Here is a 16874-nt window from a genome sequence, read left to right as displayed (position 1 = left end):
ACCCAACACATCATCTGGACTGGATGATACTCAACCGCTCCCCGACCACCATCTCGGTAATCCAGTCCACCAGAATCGAGGTATACGCCTGCTGCGACACCGGATCGCTCAGCGCGTGATCGGCGCCGTCGATGATCCGGTGCGTCAGTGAGTGGGTCTGCTGACACGCCGCGCGATAACTCATGATCGTCGCGTGCGGGACGAAGTCATCGGTTTCGGATTCCACCAGCAACACGTCCCCGGTGAATTGCGAACAGGCATGCAAGGCGCGGTTGCTGTCCGCTCGCACCAGCGTGCCGCGATAGTCACGCAGATCCGCCTTGTCCAGATCGCGCTTGGGCGTGTGCCACTGCTCGTCGCGGTACAGCGCCGGCACCCGCAGCGCCAGCCAGCGCACCGGGCGCAACGAAGTCAGAATCGAGGCCAGATAGCCGCCATAACTGGTGCCGACCACGGCGATCGCCGAGGTATCCAGCGCCGGGTGCGCCAGCAGGCGATCGTAGGCGGCGAGCAAGTCGCGCAGATTATCCTCCCGGGTCACCCGGCTCAGCGGAATACCGGTGCCGCCGGTGTGCCCGCGCAAATCGAAGGTGAGGCACACGCAACCCAGACCGGCGATGCCCTTGGCGCGCTCCAGGTCACGCTCCTGACTGCCGCCCCAACCGTGCACGAACAAAACGCCCGGCACTTTCGATTTGGGACTCAGAAAGGTCCCGCTCATCTGTTCATCATCAATGTCGATTTGAATGCTTTCGCTTCTAGCCGTCATAGGATTTGACCGTTACATATTTGAGAAGAAATTCGCTGTTCTCGGCCGGGCCGCGATAGACCTCGATGGCGTCCGCCGGCAGCGCCTGATCGGTGTAGGTTTCCACCGAAGACACACGGATCGCGCGCATCCCCGGATCGTTGACGAAACTCTGCAGCGCCGCGACTTCGGCGCTGCTTGCCCCGCCCATGCGCCAGGATTGCTCAAGTACGCCGCTGCGCGGGTTGCCACTGCTGTCGAGGCCTTGGGCGATGTCGTAATTACGTCGCGAGGCGAAGAATCGCGGGTAGGCTTCGTCAGCGGCGCTGTCGAACACCTGGGCCTGTTCGATGGCCAGGCGCACGTCGTCGGGCAGATCCAGCGCCAGCAAGGCTTCATAACCGCCCTGCACCACCAGCAGATTGGACCCGCCGTAGACTTCCTCGCCCTGACCATCCTCGGTCAAGTATTGCTCGCCGCAGTAACTCAGCACTTTGCCGCCGATGAATGACTGGCCAACGCTGTGGGTCACCACTTTGCTCAAATCCTGCTCGAGCACCACGCCTTCGCCGAACAGCTTTTCAGCGTCGGGCCGGGCGAGGATTTCATCGAAGGCGTCGAGGCTTTTGATGACTTCCTGGCCGCGACCGGCGCAGGCATGAATCGGCTTGATGCGAATCGGCCCGGCATACAGCAGATGCTCGGCGGCTGGCCGTGCATCTTCCAGGGCGAATACGCTGAGCCCATCGAGCACGACGTTGCGCACCCGCTCGGAAAACAGTGGTGACCAGCCCGGCGGCGCGTGGGCCAGGTGGCTGCGTAAACCGTGGCTGATAGCTTTGGTGCAGATGAAGTCATGTTCGACGTAGCCGCCCCACAGATCGTCCGGGCCGCTGATGCCGAGCCCCTCGGCGTGGGCGGCACCGACGATAGTCTGCGTGGGCAGTAGATACAGGTCGCGGCCGCGGTGTTTTTCCGCATCGTAACTGCCGCCGAACTTGCACCCTAGAATCTGCGCCAGCCAGCGCGCCAGGGCTTTGTTGGTCTGGACTTCGTGTTGCGGCGCGTCGGGACGCACCGAGTGAGCGACAACGATTTTCTTGCGTGGTGTCGGGGTCATGCGTTCCCCTTTTGCTGGTTCAATGGTTTCCCGTTGAGAGGTGCAGAGATCAGGCCAATCGTTGCACGCGGCAAAGCTACTGAAAATCAATCAGTTACCGAGAAAATGCTGGCACCACGCCTGTTTCAAACTGCACGACAGCGCAGAAAATTCCGGCAAATTGCACGATTAATGGCTTCCACAACACACCTGTGGGAGCTGGCTTGCCAGCGATTTCGGTAGGTCCCTCACCAATGGCTTTAGCTGGAAGACCGAATCGCGGGCAAGCCCGCTCCCACAGGTTTTTCAGGCGCTGCTGACTAACGGGACAGACCAAACCGCCCCCGATAATCACTCGGCGTCAGCCCGGTAATCTTCTTGAAAATCGCGCGAAACGCGCCGGGATCCTGATAGCCCACCGTCCACGCAATGTGATCGATCGTGCCGTTGCTGAACTCCAACATCTCCCGCGCCTTGCCCACCCGCAGATGCTGGCAATACTCGGTCGGTTTCAACCCGGTCGCGGCGCGGAACCGGCGCAGAAAGGTACGTTCCTCCAACACCGCACGTTCAGCCATTGCGGCTAACGAAACATCCGTCGCGCCGGTGCTTTGCAGCCAGTGCTGGACCTTCAGAATGGCGGCGTCGCCATGGCTGAGAATCGGCGCGAAGTTGCTGCCGCAGGCGCTGGCGCTGTCGCTGTGCTCCATCACTAGAAAATGCGCGGTGCGAGTGGCGATGCTCGGGCCGAGCAAGCGGTTGACCAGGCGCAGGCCCAGCTCCGACCAGGCCATCAGCCCGGCCGTGGTGATCAGGTCGCCATCGTCGACGATCGGCGTATCGGCTTTGAGCTTGATCTTCGGGTAACGCTCGCTGAAGCCCTGCGCCGCCGTCCAGTGCACCGTCGCGCTGCGGCCGTCGAGCAGGCCGCTTTCGGCGAGCATCAGCGAACCCACGCAAACCCCGCCCAGCGTTGCCCCGCGTGCGTGCTGATCACGCAGCCACTGCATCAGCCGGGTCGGCGTTTGCGCCGCCGAGAAGCCGCTGATCGACGGCGGAATCAGCACGGCCTGCAAATTGGCTTCATCACCGGCGAGACTGGCGTAGATCCGCGTCGGCGGCCGATCATCTTCGGCCTGCCAATGGCTGACACGCAGCCTCGGCAGATGTGCGGTCTGCTGCTCTGCGGCAATCCGGTTGGCCACCGCAAACAGGTCAGTCAGCCCATGCACCGCGGCCATCTGCGCGCCGGGATAAATCAGCACGCCGAGTTCAGCGATGGCGGCGTTTTCTGCGCCCATTGTCAGTTTTCCCCTGTCTATTGTCGGTGCGGCCAATCCTCGAAGCGCTGCTCAGCGCCAATACTGGAGTCACTTCCAGCCAACACATCGAGGACACACCCATGGCCAAGCAAGCGCTCATCGTAGTCGATATCCAGAATGACTACTTCCCTCAAGGCAAGTGGCCGCTGGCCGGCGCCGACGCCGCTGCCGACAATGCCGCCCGATTGATCGAAGCCTTCCGCGAGGCGGGCGATTCAGTGGTGCACATCCGCCACGAATTCACTTCGCCGGACGCGCCGTTTTTCACCCCGGGTTCGGACGGCGCCAAGCTGCATCCGAAAGTGCTCAACCGCGCCGACGAGCCGGTGGTGCTCAAGCACTTCGTCAACTCGTTCCGCGAAACCGAGCTGAAAGCGGTTCTCGACGAAAAAGGCATAACTGACCTGGTGGTGGTTGGCAGCATGAGCCACATGTGCGTCGACGGCATCACTCGCGCCGCAGCAGACATGGGTTACAGCGTCACGGTGATTCACGACGCCTGCGCCAGCCGTGACCTGGAGTTCAACGGCGTGACCGTGCCGGCCGCGCAGGTGCATGCCGCGTTCATGTCGGCGCTGGGTTTCGCCTACGCCAGCGTGGTCTCGACAGACGAATTCCTGCGCAGCAATGCCTAGCAACAACTGCAATGCCCACTGGCCCGCCGCGTTGCGGGCCTTTTTTGCCTGTCATGAAAATCTCACGCGTGAGTCATTGATGGCACTTTGAATTGGTTGTAGTGTGGCCCACGCGTGAGACATTCATAACCGGATTTCAGCCATGACAAGCCGCTCAAAGGCGCACGCCGCAGCAAGCCCGAAAGGCGAGCGCGCCAAAACCTCCGCAAAGAAACCGTCGAGCTTTTATATGAAGCAGATGCGCGCGGGTCTGGCCGCCGCCGGTTATGTGAAACACGAAACTTGGGTGCTTCCCGAAAACCGAAGCTTGCTCAAGCAAATGGAGCAACAGCTACGCCAACCGATTCTGGCTGGCTCATTCATGTCGGAGAATTACATGAGCGCAGGCAACAACTGGACCATCGATAGCCTCTTCAACGCCCTCAAGGCCCTGGACGAGGTGGCTTCGCAAGAAATCACGCTGTCGCTGATCCAGAGCTCCGAGCCGAGCATCAAGCTGGAAATGAACGAATTCGGCGGTCTGCCGATTCACATTGCCCTGGCCGGCCAGCAGATCATCGTCGACACCGTACTGGTCGATATCGATTCGATCAGCAACGTCCCGGCCTTCAACGACGCCGTGCTGCGCAGCCGGGAGATGTTCCCGCTGTCGTCGATCGGTATCGAGTCGATGCCCAACGGGCAGACCGTTTACAACATGTTTGGCGCCCTCAGCGCCGACTCGAGCTTGACCAACATCGTCACCGAGGTGAAAACCCTGGTCGACAACGTGCAGCGCGCCAGCGAAGCCTTCGAACACTTCTTCAAGTAATCAACAGGGAATATCCAATGACTCAGTCCATCTGGAGCAAGTTGTTCACCGCACTGCGCGGCGGCGCCAATGAAGTCGGCGAAGCCATCGCCGATCAGCAGGCCCTGCGCATCCTCGATCAGGAAATCCGTGACGCCGACAGCGCGCTGTCCAATGCTCGTCGCGAACTGGTCACCATCATGGCCAAGCACAAACTGGCCGCTGATCGTGTCAGCGAGTACGACGCCAAGATCAAGGACCTCGAAGCCAAAGCCGTCGCTGCACTCAACGCCGGCCGTGAAGACCTGGCGCTGGAAGTGGCCGAAGCGATTTCGACCCTGACCAATGACCTCGATGCCGAGAAGAAACTCAGCGATGAATTTGGCGCCTACGCCGACAACATGCGCAAGGACATCAGCAAGGCCGAGTCGCGCATCAAGAGCCTGCGCCAGCAAGTGGACATGGCGAAGGCCCGCGACAGCGTACAAAAGGCACAGGTCAGCGCTTCCATCGCCAGCGGTGGTGCCAATGGCAAGCTGGAAACCGCCGTCGGCACCCTGAACCGCCTGCAAGCCAAGCAGCAGCAACGCGCTGCTGAACTGAGCGCTGCCGACGAACTGGCCGACGCGTCGACCGGCAACGACCTGGAGCGCAAACTGCGCGACGCCGGCATCACGCCGAACGAAGGCAGCGCCAATGCGATTCTCGAGCGCCTGAAGCAGAAGTCCGCGCAGTAAGCTATTGCGCAAACCCTTGTAGGCCTTCGCCTGCTCGCGACGGGGCCGGAACATTCAACTTCAGTGTTGACTGACCCGCCGCCATCGCGAGCAGGCTCACTCCTACATCGTTTGCGCTGAGCAATTGCCTCTGCTCGTTCACCGCTTCGCCCGGTACACTACCGCCACTTTTACACCCCCGAACACCTCCACCCGCTTCAAGGAACGTACCCATGGGATGGTTTAAAGACTTGCTCGGCACCAGCAATTGGCAGGCCGCTGCGCCAACGAGCACCGGCGCCAGCGGCCCGCTGGGCATGGCGCAGGGCAAAGGCGTGCGTTTCGACACGACCCTGGCCTTGCTGCTCGAAGGCTCGACTTCAGTGCGGGTGCCCTTCGATCAGGCAGTCTGGAGCGCAGGCTGGGTCGACCTCGGCCAGTCCAACAAACTGCACCGCTATTACATGAATGACGAAGATTTCTGGGTGCAGATCCACGTCACCGGTGAGGACCAGATCGAATCGGTCACGCTGTTCAATTACCTCAGTTACGTGACCGTCAACAGTGACGCCGAACTGCAGCGTCTGGCCGGTCCGAACAGCCAGATCGGTTTGCCGAACTACACCCACGCAGGCATCGCCTACGCCCGCGAGTGGGGTACCGAACAGGGCCAGACCGAGCTCGTGCCGATGACCGAACATGTGGTGAATCCGGACGAGAGTTACACCATCAACCACCATTCGATGCTTTACGCGCGTGACACCGGCCTGACCGATCGCCGCGAATTGCTGCTGTTCTCCGTCGAACAGGACGAAGAAGGCACCGTCAGCCTGAGCACTTCGCTGGGCATCTCGCTGTACACGACTGATTTGAGCGCCATTTAAAAAAGGAAGTTTTTCATGCTGGAAGTGTTGGCCGTTTCCCTGAACAAGACCGCACTGGTCGGTTTCGTCGTCTACCTGATTGGCGCCGTGCTGCTGTTCATGTTGTTTCAATTCGTCTACACGCGCATCACCGCGCACAAGGAGTTCGAGCTGATCCGCGCCGGCAACACCGCCGCCGCTGTCGCACTGTCCGGCGCGATCATCGGTTTTGCCATTCCCGCCAGCAACGTGATCGCTTATTCGGTCAATGTGCTCGACTTCGTACTCTGGGCGGTGATTGCCGCCGTCGTGCAATTGCTGGCATTCCTCGCCACCGGTCTGGTGCTCAAAGGCACGTCCCAACGCATTGCAAACGGCGAAGTCGCCGCCGGCATTTACGTCGCTGCGGTGGCAATCAGCGTCGGCATGCTCAACGCCGCGTGCATGACACCGTCCAACTGATCGGCAGGAAGCCTTCGATGAAACGCAGCAAATACGTTCAGTTGTCCTCGCCGCCTCGGTGGCCATGGCCGTTTCCGGCCAGGCGAGCGCCGCGGAGCAACCGCGCAGTTTCCAGAGCGTCGAGCAATGCGTCGACGCCGAAATGGCCGCCGATGTCTGCTCCAACGCCTACGTCGCGGCCTTGGCCGAACACCGACGCATCGCGCCGGCGTATGACGACAAAGCCAAGTGCGATGCGGATTTTGCCGCTGACTGGTGTCAGAAAAATTCCGATGGCCGCTTTGTGCCGAAACTTGGCGGGTTCAAGATTCCGCAGAACGGTGAAGCCGAACAGAACCTCGATGCAATCGCCAATGCGCAAATACCTGCCGGTGACAGCACCGCACAGAATGCGGGAACCACTTCGCACTATTCCGGTGGCGGTGGTGGTGGCGGCAATGGCTGGCTGACCGGTTGGCTGATCGGCAACGCCATGAGCAATAACGCCGATCGCACGGTTTATCGCGACCGCGAAACCCGCCAGACTTACAACACCTCGACGCAGTACCGCCGAGCCGAAACGACGGCGCGCAGCCAACCCGATTACGAAAGCAGCAAGAGTAAACCGGTCAACGTGGCTTCTTCGACCTCCCGTGGGGCTTCGGCAGCCAGTCCAGCGCCCGCAGCGGCTGGGGTGGCTGGAGCAGCAGTTCCGGGCGTTCGAGCAGCTGATCATGAAGAAGATCGCCTGCACCGAGCGGCCCGACTGGAAGCACACCGCCGAGAGCCTCGGCTTTCTGTTCCATACCATCGACAACGAGCCGTACTGGGACGAAAGCGCGTATTACCAGTTCAGCCTGACGCAGATTGAAAACGATCTCGAGGACCCGACCACCGAGCTGCACGAGATGTGCATGGATCTGGTCGACCGCGTCGTGCACAGCGAAGAACTGCTGGATCGCCTGAGCATTCCGCCCTCGTACTACGACCTGATCCGCACCTCCTGGCTGGAAGGTCATCCGCATCTGTACGGGCGTATGGACTTTTCCTACAGCGGCAACGGCCCAGCGAAACTGCTCGAACTCAATTACGACACGCCGACCAGCCTCTACGAAGCCGCAGCGTTTCAGTGGGGCTGGCTGGAACAGTGCATCGAGCGCGGCACGCTGCCGCGCCATGCCGACCAGTTCAACAGCATCGACACCAAACTGCACCAGGCTTTCGCCGAACTGCAGCTCAAGCGTCCGTTCTATTTCGCCTCGATGAAGGATTCGCTCGAAGACAAGGGCACCACCGATTACCTGCGCCTGATCGCAGAAAAGGTCGGCATCGAGTCGCGGCACATCGATATCGAAGACATCGGCCTGACGACTGAGGGTCGCTTCGTCGATCTTGAGGATCGCTGGATTCCGCACCTGTTCAAGCTGCATGCCTGGGAGTTCATCTTCCACGAACCGTTCGGCGCAGCGATTGCTGAATGCGACACGCAGTTTTTCGAGCCGGCGTGGAAAGCGATTCTGTCCAACAAAGGCGTGCTGCCCTTGTTGTGGAGATGCACAAGGGCCACCCGAATCTGCTGGCGGCGCATCTCGATCCAAATCCGCAAAGCGCGGTGCCGAAAGGCTGGGTGCGCAAGCCGTACTTTTCCCGCGAAGGTGCCAACATCGAGCTGCAAACCGCTGAAGGAATAATCGTCAAAGAGGACGGCCCCTACACCGATGCGCCATTTATCCTGCAGGAATTTGCGCCGTTGCCGAGGTTTGGCGACAGCTACACGCTGATCGGTTCCTGGTAATTGGTGATGAGGCGACGGGAATTGGCGTGCGTGAGGACAACAGCCTGATCACCAAAGACTCCAGTCGCTTCTTGCCGCACCTGATCCTCGACTAGACACCAATCCCAAAGGCACAAAAAGGCCCGTCGCGTAACACGACGGGCCTTTTCATTTACAGCGGATGCAGCAGCAAATCAGAACGGAATATCGTCATCGAAGCTGTCGAAATCCGGAGCCGGTTGCGGTGCGGCCTGCTGTGGCGCTGGCGGGGCCGAACGCTGCTGTGGTGCCGACTGCTGCGGGCGCGGAGCCTGCTGGCGTGGCGCCTGCTGCTGGTAGTTGTTGCCGCCGCCTTGCTGGTCGCCCTGTTGTGGACGGCCGCCGAGCAGTTGCATGGTGCCTTGCATGTCGACCACGATTTCAGTGGTGTAACGCTTGATACCGTCTTTTTCCCATTCACGGGTCTGCAACTTGCCTTCGATGTACACCTGCGAACCCTTGCGCAGGTATTCGCCGGCAATCTCGGCAACCTTGCCGAACATCGAAACGCGGTGCCACTCGGTCTTCTCGACCTTCTGACCGGTTTGCTTGTCGGTCCATTGTTCGCTGGTGGCCAGACTCAGGTTGGTCACGGCGTTACCGTTCGGCAGGTAGCGAACTTCGGGATCCTGGCCGCAAGTGCCGACCAATATGACTTTGTTAACCCCACGGGCCATAACGTTCTCCTAGGCTTAGCACGCAGCCCCGGCCGGGTTTTTCACCAGGCGTTCGAGGGTGTCGCGATCCACTAATTCTTTGTCCAGTTTGATGTAAACAGCCGCCTCGTCAGCGACTATCACTGCATCCGTTACCCCTACGAGGGCCTTGAGACGCTCGACCAGACCCGCTTCGCGGATCGCTTCGGGCGACAACGGCAAGCGCAGGCTCGTCACGTAGGGAGGTTCGCGCATGGTAACAGCAAAGGCCAGCCAAAGTGCAGCCAGCCCGGCACATCCAAGGAACACAACCGACAGACCGCCATGCTGAAACAGCCAGCCGCCGAGTATCCCGCCGAGTGCCGATCCGAGGAACTGGCTGGTGGAGTACACGCCCATGGCCGTGCCCTTGCCGCCCGCCGGTGAAACCTTGCTGATCAGCGACGGCAACGAAGCCTCCAGCAGATTGAACGCGGTGAAGAACACCACCGTCCCGATCACCAGAGCGCGCAAGCTATCGCCGAACTGCCAGAAGAATAGTTCAGTCAGCATCAGTGTCATGACGGCGCCGAGCAAAACTCGTTTCATTTTGCGTCGCTTCTCGCCATAGATGATGAAAGAAAAGGATCATGGCGAAGAAGGAAATCACCAGTGCGGTGAGATACACCCACCAGTGCTGCTCCTTGGGCAAACCGGCTTTTTCCACCAGCGCCAATGGCAAAGCGACGAAGCTCGACATCAACATGGCATGTAACACAAAGATGCCCAGGTCGAGGCGCAGCAGGTCCGGATGCTTGAGCGTCGGTAACAATGCCTGCCGCGCCACCCCGGATTCACGATGCTGCAGCGGCCCGGTTGAGCGCGGCACCATGAACATGATGATCAGAATGCCGACCAGCGCCATGCCGCCAGTGGCGAGGAACAGACCGGACAGCCCGAACGCACGGGTCAGCAACGGCCCGACCACCATCGCCACGGCGAACGACAGGCCGATGGTCATGCCGATCATCGCCATGGCTTTGGTGCGATGTTGTTCGCGGGTCAGGTCGGACAGCAGCGCCATCACCGCTGCGGAAATCGCCCCGGCACCTTGCAGGATCCGTCCGGCGATCACGCCCCAGATCGAATCGGCCTGCGAGGCCAGGACACTGCCGAGGGCGAAGACGATCAGTCCCAGATAAATCACCGGACGGCGGCCGATGCGGTCGGAAATGATCCCGAACGGAATCTGGAAAATCGCCTGGGTCAGGCCGTAAGCGCCGATCGCCAGGCCGATCAGGGCCGGAGTCGCGCCCGCCAGATCCATGCCATAGGTCGCCAGTACCGGCAACACCATGAACATGCCCAGCATACGGAAGGCGAACACCAGGGCCAGACCGCTCGCCGCGCGGGTCTCGCTGCCACTCATGCGTTCGCTGTGGGATCATGCATGGAAAAACCTCGTGTGAACCGGCGGCGATTCTACCAGTCCCATCGGAAGACGGGGTATATCGCGACGCTATGACGCGTATAGATGAAACTCTCTTCATGAACGGTGAAACGCCCTTCGTTTGATAGTGTGCATCCATCCAGTATTTGCCCGTATACTCCTACGTTTTCGACGCCCGCCGAGCGAGGCCACTTTGGACAAGATCCTGATACGTGGGCCCGTACCCACAACCTGAAGAACATCGACCTGACCCTGCCACGGGACAAACTGGATTGTCATCACCGGCCTGTCCGGATCCGGCAAGTCGTCCCCGCATTCGACACGCTGTATGCCGAAGGTCAGCGCCGCTATAGTCGAATCGCTGTCGGCCTACGCCCGCCAGCGTTCCTGTCGATGATGGAAAACCCGACGTCGACACCATCGAAGGCCTGTCGCCGGCGATCTCCATCGAGCAGAAGTCGACCTCGCACAACCCGCGTTCCACGGTCGGCACCATCACCGAAATCTACGACTACCTGCGCTTGCTTTACGCTCGCGTGGGTACGCCGCGCTGCCCGGATCACGACATTCCGCTGGAAGCGCAGACTGTGAGCCAGATGGTCGATCTGGTGCTGGCCCAGCCGGAAGGCAGCAAGCTGATGCTGCTGGCGCCGGTGATCCGTGAGCGCAAAGGCGAACACCTGTCGGTCTTTGAAGAGCTGCGCGCAGGGCTTTGTCCGCGCACGGGTCAATGGCCGCATCTGCGAGCTCGACGAACTGCCGAAGCTGGATAAACAGAAGAAGCACTCGATCGATGTGATCGTCGACCGCTTCAAGGTCCGCGCCGATCTGCAGCAGCGCCTGGCCGAGTCGTTCGAAACCGCGCTGAAACTGGCCGACGGCATCGCCCTGGTGGCACCGATGGACGACGAACCGGGCGAAGAAATGATCTTCTCCGCGCTTCGCCTGCCCGATCTGCGGCCATGCGATCAGTGAGCTGGAAACCCAAGCTGTTTTCCTTCAACAACCCGGCCGGCGCCTGCCTGACCTGCGATGGCCTTGGGGTGAAACAGTTCTTCGATATCAAGCGCCTGGTTAATGGCGAGCTGACCCTGGCCGAGGGTGCCATCCGCGGCTGGGACCGGCGTAAGTCTACTACTTCTACAAGCTCGGGGCGCTGGCGCTTCGCATTAAAGTTCAGCCTCGACAAGCCTTTCAACGAACTGACCGCCGAGCAGCAGAAAAAACATCCTGCACGGCAGCGGTTCGCAGAACGTCGACTCCAAATACCTCCACGACCGGGGCGATATCGTCAAGCGTTCGCACCCGTTCGAAGGCATCGTGCCGAATCTCGGAGCGCCGCTACCGCGAGACAGAGTCGGCAAGCGTACGCGAAGAGCTGGCCAAGTTCCTCAGCCACCAGGCTTGCCCGGATTGCCGCGGCACTCGCCTGCGCCGTGAAGCGCGGCACGTCTGGGGTCGGCGAAAAACCCTGCCGGCCGTGACCAACCTGCCGATCGGCGATGCCTGCGAATATTTCGCCGGGCTGAAGATGACCGGCCGTCGCGGCGAGATCGCCGACAAGATCCTCAAGAAATTCGCGAGCGCCTGCAGTTCTGGTCAACGCCGGGCTCGATTACCTGTCGCTGGATCGCAGCGCCGACACCCTGTCCGGGGCGAGGCGCAGCGCATTCGTCTGGCCAGCCAGATCGGCGCGGGTCTTGTGGGCGTCTTGTACATTCTTGATGAACCGTCCATTGGCCTGCATCAACGCGATAACGACCGCCTGCTCGGCACGCTCAAGCACCTGCGCGATATCGGCAACACGGTGATTGTGGTCGAGCACGACGAAGACGCGATTCGTCTGGCTGACTATGTCGTGGATATCGGCCCGGGCGCCGGCGTACATGGCGGGCAGATCGTCGCCGAAGGTACCCTGACGAAGTCATGGCCCACCCGGACTCGCTGACCGGTAAATACCTGTCGGGCCGGGTGAAGATCGAAGTGCCGGCCAAGCGCACGCCACGCAACAAAAAGCTCAACCTGTCGCTCAGAGGCGCGCGTGGCAATAATCTGCGCAACGTCGATCTGGACATTCCGATCGGCCTGCTGACGTGCGTGACCGGCGTGTCCGGCTCGGGCAAGTCGACACTGATCAACAACACGCTGTTCCCGTTGAGCGCCACCGCGCCCAACGGCGCGACCACGCTGGAAGCGGGCCGCACACGACAGCATCAAAGGGCTTGAGCATCTGGACAAGGTCGTCGATATCGACCAGAGCCCGATCGGCCGTACACCGCGTTCCAACCCGGCGACGTACACCGGGCTGTTCACGCCGATACGCGAATTGTTCGCCGGCGTGCCGGAGTCGCGTTCGCGCGGTTACGGGCCGGGGCGTTTTTCGTTCAACGTCAAGGGCGGGCGTTGCGAGGCCTGCCAGGCGATGGCCTGATCAAGGTGGAGATGCACTTCCTCCCAGACATCTATGTGCCGTGCGACGTGTGCAAGAGCAAGCGCTATAACCGCGAAACCCTTGAAATCAAATACAAGGGCAAGAGTATTCACGAGACCCTCGAGATGACCATCGAGGAAGCCCGCGAATTCTTCGACGCGGTGCCGGCGCTGGCGCGCAAGCTGCAGACGCTGATGGATGGGCCTGTCGTACATCAAGCTCGGGCAGTCGGCGACCACGCTATCGGGTGGTGAAGCACAGCGGGGTCGGGGTTGTCTCGCGAGCTGTCCAAGCGGGAACTGAACCGGCAAAACCCCGTACATCCTCGATGAGCCGACCACCGGTTTGCACTTCGCCGATATCCAGCAATTGCTCGATGTACTGCATCGCCTGCGCGATCACGGGCAACACGGTGGTGGTGGATTGAACACAACCTCGATGTCATCAAGACTGCCGACTGGCTGGTCGACCTTGGAGCCGGAAGGCGGTTCCAAGGGCGGACAGATCATCGCCACGCGGTACGCCAGAGGAAGTGGCCGGGGATGAAGCAATCTACACTGGCCATTACCTCAAGCCGCTGTTGATCCGCGACCGGGCGTAAACGCCGGGCATGAAAAAGCCCCTGTCACCGTTGAAGTGACAGGGGCTTTACTATCGGTTACAATCAGGACGCGTGGGACTGCAGGTAGTTCTCGAGACCGATGAGCTTGATCAGCCCCAACTGCTTTTCCAGCCAGTAGGTGATCTTCTTCGGTGTCGTTGAGCTGAACCCGCAGGATCTCGCGAGTGACGTAATCTTTATTGCAGCTCGCCACAGCTCGATGCCTTTGCACAGGGCAGCGCGAACTTTGTATTCGAGACGCAGATCCGCCTCGAGCATGGGTCGGCAACGTTGTGCCCACATCCAGATCATCCGGACGCATGCGCGGCGTGCCTTCGAGCATCAAAATCCGCCGCATCAGCGCGTCGGCGTGGCCTGCCTCTTCTTCCATTTCGTGGTTGATTCGCTCGTAGAGCTTGGTGAACCCCCAGTCCCCTTACATCCGCAATGAACAAAATATTGGTCACGCGCGGCCAGTTCGCCGGTCAGCAACGTGTTGAGGTAATCGATTACGTCTGGGTGGCCTTGCATCGCCTACATCTCCCTGCTTGAAAGTCTGTAGTTTGAACCAACCTGACCACAAGGTCACCCGCTGAGCGCAACAAAAGCGAAGAATATCCGAGAAAAGCAGCAAATAACGCAAAACCGCCCAAATGAGGGCGGTTCTGCTTCTCGTTTAGACTTCGTTAAGCTGTACGTTGAGCAGCTTTGCGATTGCTTCTCCATACGCCGGATCGGCTTTGTAGAAATGCTGCAACTGGCGGTCTACCACATCGCTGGAAACCCCGGCCATTGCACCGGCAATGTTGCTGACCAGCAGCGCTTTCTGCTCTTCACTCATCAAGCGGTACAGTGCACCGGCGTGGCTGTAGTAATCGGTATCTTCGCGGTGATCGCTAACGATCGGCGGCACCACTCAAGGCCAGCAGGTTCAGCATAGTGCGGCGGCCTTGCTTAGGCGGGATTCGATGTAGCTGTTCGGCTCGTAGTTAGGCGCCGCACCACCGTTGCTACCAAACGCCATCGAGCCATCACGCCTGATAGGTGTTCACCGGGCTGCGCGGGGCGTTCACCGGCAGTTGCTGGTGATTGGTGCCGACGCGGTAGCGGTGGGGCGTCGGCATAAGCGAATACACGACCTTGCAGCATGCGATCTGGCGACAGACCAACACCCCGGACCATGTTGCTCCGGGCCAAAGCGCGGCTTGCTCGACTTCGGCAAAGTAGTTGAGCGGGTTGCGGTTCAGCTCCCAGCTCACCGACTTCGATCAGCGGAAATACCCTTCTGCGACCAGGTTTTGGTCACGTCGAACGGGTTTTCGTAATGCGCGGCTGCCTGGCTTCGGCTTCCGGTCATGATCTGAATGCACACGCGCCAATTCGGGAACACCGCGTCCCCCTCGATCGCTTCGAACAGGTCGCCTGGGCGTAGTCCGGATCGGTGCCGGCCAAGGCGTGCAGCATGGCGGGGGCGCAAGGTTCTTGATGCCCTGCTGGGGTCTTGTAATGCCATTTCACCCAGTGACGCTCGCCCCGCGTTGATCAGGCTATAGGTGTGGCTGCCGAAACCGTGCATGTGGCGGTAGCCGATCAGGAATGCCGCGATCGGAGAACAGAATCTCGTACCTGGTGCAGTGCCTCAGGCGAGTGCGACCAGAAATCCCACATCATCTGCGCCTTTTCAGATTGCTCTGCGGGCAGGCGTTTTTGCGTGTGGATAAAGTCAAGGGGAATTTCAGTGGGTCGCGGTCGAAAACACTGGTGTGTTATTGCCGACGATGTCCCAGTTACCTTCTTCGGTGTAGAACTTCAGTGCGAAACCGCGTGGATCACGCTCGGTGTCGGCTGAACCGCGTTCGCCACCCACAGTGGAGAAGCGCAGGAACGTCGGGGTTTGCTTGCCGACCGCTTCGAACAGCTTGGCGCTGGTGTAGTCGGTGATATCACGGGTGACGGTGAAGGTGCCATAAGCACCCGAGCCTTTCTCGCATGAACGCGGCGCTCAGGGATGTTTTCGCGGTTGGAGTGGGCAAGCTTCTCGATCAGGTGAAAGTCATCGAGCAGCAACGGATCGCGTGGGCCGGCGGAGCGAGAATTCTGGTTGGTCAGCAACAGGTGCGCCACTGGCGGTTGTAAGCGCTTTGGTCTGGCTCATGCGGTCTTCTTCCTCTGTCATTCCTTCTAACTTGCCGGCTAATGGCAATGTGGAGAGTATCGATCATCGCTGCGACAGCCACAAATTCATTAACTTGCAGAAGTCGACAGATAATTACTAATTATGTTCCGCCCGCACATACTGGCATTACGACGTGTCAGAAACTCTGTACGAACCGCGCATTTCTAGCAGGTGAGAAAAAGCCCGGGGCACTAAGGCCCGGTCCTTTGTCCTCAGACTGACGTCTTACTCGGCGCAGATGCAGCCTCGCCGGCAGTAGCACGATCAACCAACTCGACGTACGCCATAGGCGTTGTCGCTCCAGCGCGGAAACCGCACCCGAGGATGCGCAGGTAGCCACCCTCACGGGTAGCGTAACGCTTGCCCGGTCCGTTGACTTACCAAACGATGGCTTTCGAACGAGTACGGTCGAAAGCCAGACGGCGGTTAGCCAGGCTATCTGTCTTGGCCAGAGTGATCAGCGGCTCGGCAACGCGGCGCAGTTCTTTGGCTTTTGGCAGAGTAGTTTTGATCAGCTCGTGCTCGAACAGCGCACACCGCCATGTTTTGGAACATGGCCTTGCGGTGCGAGCTGGTGCGGCTCAGGTGACGACCACTTTACGATGACGCATGGTTCATTCCTTACCAAACACTACGTTCGGTGATTACGACGATCAGGCGGTCGCCTTGTCGTCCTTCTCTTAAGACTTGCAGGCGGCCAGTTGTCGAGGCGCATGCCGAGGACAGACCGCGGGAGGCCAGAACGTCCTTGATTTCAGTCAAGGATTTCTTGCCAAGGTTCGAGTCTTCAACAGCTCTACTTCGGTACGCTGAATCAGGTCGCCGATGTAGTAGATGTTTTCCGCCTGCAGTTAGCCGAACGTACAGTCGGTTCCAGATCGTCAACCGGGCGAAGCAGGATCGGATCGATCTCGTCTTCCTGCTCGACAACCACTGCCTCACTGTCACCCTTGAGGTCGACGAACGCAGCCAACTGCTGTTGCAGAATGGTTGCAGCGGCGGATAGCCTCTTCAGGATCCAGAGTACCGTTGGTTTCCAGATCAATAACCAGCTTGTCGGAGGTTGGTACGCTGTTCGACACGGGCGTTTTCCACCACGTAGGCGATACGGCGAACCGGGCTGAACGAAGAGTCGATCTGCAAGCGGACCGATG

At 60.1% G+C, this 16874-nt stretch carries 16 protein-coding genes and 11 pseudogenes; 12 read left to right on the top strand and 15 right to left on the bottom strand.

The annotated features are described in order from the left end of the window. Positions 1 to 10 precede the first annotated feature (10 nt). The 3 genes from M0746_RS00140 to M0746_RS00130 all read right to left on the bottom strand — a co-directional run bounded on the left by M0746_RS00140 (position 11) and on the right by M0746_RS00130 (position 3148). On the bottom strand, positions 11 to 769 hold the full coding sequence (locus M0746_RS00140; RefSeq protein ID WP_093097875.1) for an alpha/beta hydrolase family protein: 759 nt from the start codon (positions 767 to 769) through the stop codon (positions 11 to 13). Next, on the bottom strand, positions 759 to 1868 hold the full coding sequence (locus M0746_RS00135) for a DUF3182 family protein (protein ID WP_208939575.1): 1110 nt from the start codon (positions 1866 to 1868) through the stop codon (positions 759 to 761). Before M0746_RS00135 ends, M0746_RS00140 begins: the two co-directional genes overlap by 11 nt. Before the next feature lie 299 nt (positions 1869 to 2167). Next, a complete protein-coding gene (locus tag M0746_RS00130) occupies positions 2168 to 3148 on the bottom strand; it encodes a GlxA family transcriptional regulator (protein ID WP_258447862.1) in 981 nt (326 codons plus the stop codon). A 101-nt stretch (positions 3149 to 3249) separates the two neighbouring features. On the opposite strand from M0746_RS00130, the gene M0746_RS00125 reads away from it, so the two are divergent. The 7 genes and pseudogenes from M0746_RS00125 to M0746_RS00095 all read left to right on the top strand — a co-directional run bounded on the left by M0746_RS00125 (position 3250) and on the right by M0746_RS00095 (position 8504). Continuing rightward, on the top strand, positions 3250 to 3804 hold the full coding sequence (locus M0746_RS00125) for a cysteine hydrolase family protein (RefSeq protein WP_208939573.1): 555 nt from the start codon (positions 3250 to 3252) through the stop codon (positions 3802 to 3804). Positions 3805 to 4033: 229 nt separating this feature from the next. Further along, positions 4034 to 4615 carry a YjfI family protein gene (locus M0746_RS00120; RefSeq protein ID WP_258447861.1) on the top strand — a complete coding sequence of 194 codons (582 nt, stop codon included), beginning with the start codon at positions 4034 to 4036 and terminating at the stop codon, positions 4613 to 4615. 17 nt (positions 4616 to 4632) lie between these two features. After that, positions 4633 to 5331 carry a PspA/IM30 family protein gene (locus tag M0746_RS00115; RefSeq protein ID WP_208939571.1) on the top strand — a complete coding sequence of 233 codons (699 nt, stop codon included), beginning with the start codon at positions 4633 to 4635 and terminating at the stop codon, positions 5329 to 5331. A 212-nt stretch (positions 5332 to 5543) separates the two neighbouring features. Next, a complete protein-coding gene (locus M0746_RS00110) occupies positions 5544 to 6194 on the top strand; it encodes a YjfK family protein (protein WP_258447860.1) in 651 nt (216 codons plus the stop codon). 15 nt (positions 6195 to 6209) lie between these two features. Next, positions 6210 to 6635, top strand: coding sequence for a DUF350 domain-containing protein (locus tag M0746_RS00105; RefSeq protein WP_208939569.1), 426 nt, complete (start codon positions 6210 to 6212; stop codon positions 6633 to 6635). 17 nt (positions 6636 to 6652) lie between these two features. After that, positions 6653 to 7346, top strand: a pseudogene (locus M0746_RS00100) (DUF1190 domain-containing protein). 2 nt (positions 7347 to 7348) lie between these two features. Continuing rightward, positions 7349 to 8504 (top strand): annotated as a pseudogene (locus M0746_RS00095) (glutathionylspermidine synthase family protein). A 78-nt stretch (positions 8505 to 8582) separates the two neighbouring features. Here M0746_RS00095 and M0746_RS00090 read toward each other — a convergent pair. Together M0746_RS00090 and M0746_RS00085 are read right to left on the bottom strand one after the other, a co-directional pair. Then, positions 8583 to 9104 (bottom strand): single-stranded DNA-binding protein, encoded by a 522-nt coding sequence (locus M0746_RS00090; RefSeq protein WP_042610650.1) that lies wholly within the window; start codon positions 9102 to 9104, stop codon positions 8583 to 8585. 15 nt (positions 9105 to 9119) lie between these two features. After that, positions 9120 to 10491, bottom strand: a pseudogene (locus tag M0746_RS00085) (MFS transporter). A gap of 617 nt (positions 10492 to 11108) precedes the next feature. Here M0746_RS00085 and M0746_RS29325 point away from each other — a divergent pair. The 5 genes and pseudogenes from M0746_RS29325 (at position 11109) to M0746_RS29305 (ending at position 13197) form a co-directional block, all read left to right on the top strand. Beyond that, positions 11109 to 11487 (top strand): annotated as a pseudogene (locus M0746_RS29325) (hypothetical protein). Beyond that, on the top strand, positions 11484 to 11996 hold the full coding sequence (locus tag M0746_RS29320; protein WP_446731326.1) for a hypothetical protein: 513 nt from the start codon (positions 11484 to 11486) through the stop codon (positions 11994 to 11996). Before M0746_RS29325 ends, M0746_RS29320 begins: the two are co-directional and overlap by 4 nt. After that, entirely contained in the window at positions 11993 to 12460 is a 468-nt protein-coding gene (locus M0746_RS29315) for a hypothetical protein (RefSeq protein ID WP_446731325.1), read from the top strand. The genes M0746_RS29320 and M0746_RS29315 overlap by 4 nt, the downstream gene beginning before the upstream one ends. After that, on the top strand, positions 12439 to 12738 hold the full coding sequence (locus M0746_RS29310; RefSeq protein WP_446731324.1) for a hypothetical protein: 300 nt from the start codon (positions 12439 to 12441) through the stop codon (positions 12736 to 12738). Before M0746_RS29315 ends, M0746_RS29310 begins: the two co-directional genes overlap by 22 nt. A gap of 177 nt (positions 12739 to 12915) precedes the next feature. Then, positions 12916 to 13197: a hypothetical protein gene (locus M0746_RS29305; RefSeq protein ID WP_446731323.1), complete on the top strand. Its 282-nt coding sequence runs from the start codon at positions 12916 to 12918 to the stop codon at positions 13195 to 13197. 410 nt (positions 13198 to 13607) lie between these two features. On the opposite strand, the pseudogene bfr reads toward M0746_RS29305, so the two are convergent. From bfr to M0746_RS00040, 10 genes and pseudogenes are all read right to left on the bottom strand, one after another. After that, positions 13608 to 14075: pseudogene (gene bfr / locus M0746_RS00075) on the bottom strand (bacterioferritin). A gap of 145 nt (positions 14076 to 14220) precedes the next feature. Then, positions 14221 to 14457, bottom strand: a complete 237-nt coding sequence (locus M0746_RS00070) for a catalase-related domain-containing protein (RefSeq protein WP_258447859.1) — start codon at positions 14455 to 14457, stop codon at positions 14221 to 14223. 118 nt (positions 14458 to 14575) lie between these two features. Further along, positions 14576 to 14734 (bottom strand): annotated as a pseudogene (locus M0746_RS00065) (hypothetical protein); the annotation flags it as partial. Then, positions 14718 to 14798: pseudogene (locus M0746_RS29300) on the bottom strand (hypothetical protein); the annotation flags it as partial. The pseudogenes M0746_RS00065 and M0746_RS29300, both read right to left, overlap by 17 nt. Before the next feature lies 1 nt (position 14799). After that, complete coding sequence (locus M0746_RS29295) at positions 14800 to 15135, bottom strand: catalase (protein ID WP_446731337.1); 336 nt, start codon at positions 15133 to 15135, stop codon at positions 14800 to 14802. After that, entirely contained in the window at positions 15135 to 15245 is a 111-nt protein-coding gene (locus M0746_RS00060; RefSeq protein WP_258451413.1) for a catalase, read from the bottom strand. The genes M0746_RS29295 and M0746_RS00060 overlap by 1 nt, the downstream gene beginning before the upstream one ends. Before the next feature lie 34 nt (positions 15246 to 15279). Beyond that, a pseudogene (locus M0746_RS00055) lies at positions 15280 to 15516 on the bottom strand (catalase); the annotation flags it as partial. Between the two features lie 71 nt (positions 15517 to 15587). Beyond that, positions 15588 to 15668, bottom strand: a pseudogene (locus M0746_RS29090) (hypothetical protein); the annotation flags it as partial. A 264-nt stretch (positions 15669 to 15932) separates the two neighbouring features. Beyond that, a pseudogene (rplQ, locus tag M0746_RS00045) lies at positions 15933 to 16331 on the bottom strand (50S ribosomal protein L17). A 42-nt stretch (positions 16332 to 16373) separates the two neighbouring features. After that, positions 16374 to 16874 (bottom strand): annotated as a pseudogene (locus M0746_RS00040) (DNA-directed RNA polymerase subunit alpha); the annotation flags it as partial.

It is taken from the genome of Pseudomonas sp. S11P7 (assembly GCF_023195435.1).
Lineage (GTDB): Bacteria > Pseudomonadota > Gammaproteobacteria > Pseudomonadales > Pseudomonadaceae > Aquipseudomonas > Aquipseudomonas fluorescens_G.
This window is presented reverse-complemented; position numbering and strand designations above follow the sequence as displayed.

Excerpts from the sequence above, each read along its gene's own strand:
- M0746_RS00105 (WP_208939569.1), top strand. The coding sequence starts at position 6,210 with ATGCTGGAAGTGTTGGCCGTTTCCCTGAACAAGACCGCACTGGTCGGT.
- M0746_RS00125 (WP_208939573.1), top strand. The coding sequence starts at position 3,250 with ATGGCCAAGCAAGCGCTCATCGTAGTCGATATCCAGAATGACTACTTC.
- M0746_RS00110 (WP_258447860.1), top strand. The coding sequence starts at position 5,544 with ATGGGATGGTTTAAAGACTTGCTCGGCACCAGCAATTGGCAGGCCGCT.
- M0746_RS00115 (WP_208939571.1), top strand. The coding sequence starts at position 4,633 with ATGACTCAGTCCATCTGGAGCAAGTTGTTCACCGCACTGCGCGGCGGC.
- M0746_RS00140 (WP_093097875.1), bottom strand. The coding sequence starts at position 769 with ATGACGGCTAGAAGCGAAAGCATTCAAATCGACATTGATGATGAACAG.
- M0746_RS00135 (WP_208939575.1), bottom strand. The coding sequence starts at position 1,868 with ATGACCCCGACACCACGCAAGAAAATCGTTGTCGCTCACTCGGTGCGT.
- M0746_RS00090 (WP_042610650.1), bottom strand. The coding sequence starts at position 9,104 with ATGGCCCGTGGGGTTAACAAAGTCATATTGGTCGGCACTTGCGGCCAG.
- M0746_RS00120 (WP_258447861.1), top strand. The coding sequence starts at position 4,034 with ATGAAGCAGATGCGCGCGGGTCTGGCCGCCGCCGGTTATGTGAAACAC.
- M0746_RS00130 (WP_258447862.1), bottom strand. The coding sequence starts at position 3,148 with ATGGGCGCAGAAAACGCCGCCATCGCTGAACTCGGCGTGCTGATTTAT.
- M0746_RS29310 (WP_446731324.1), top strand. The coding sequence starts at position 12,439 with ATGGCCCACCCGGACTCGCTGACCGGTAAATACCTGTCGGGCCGGGTG.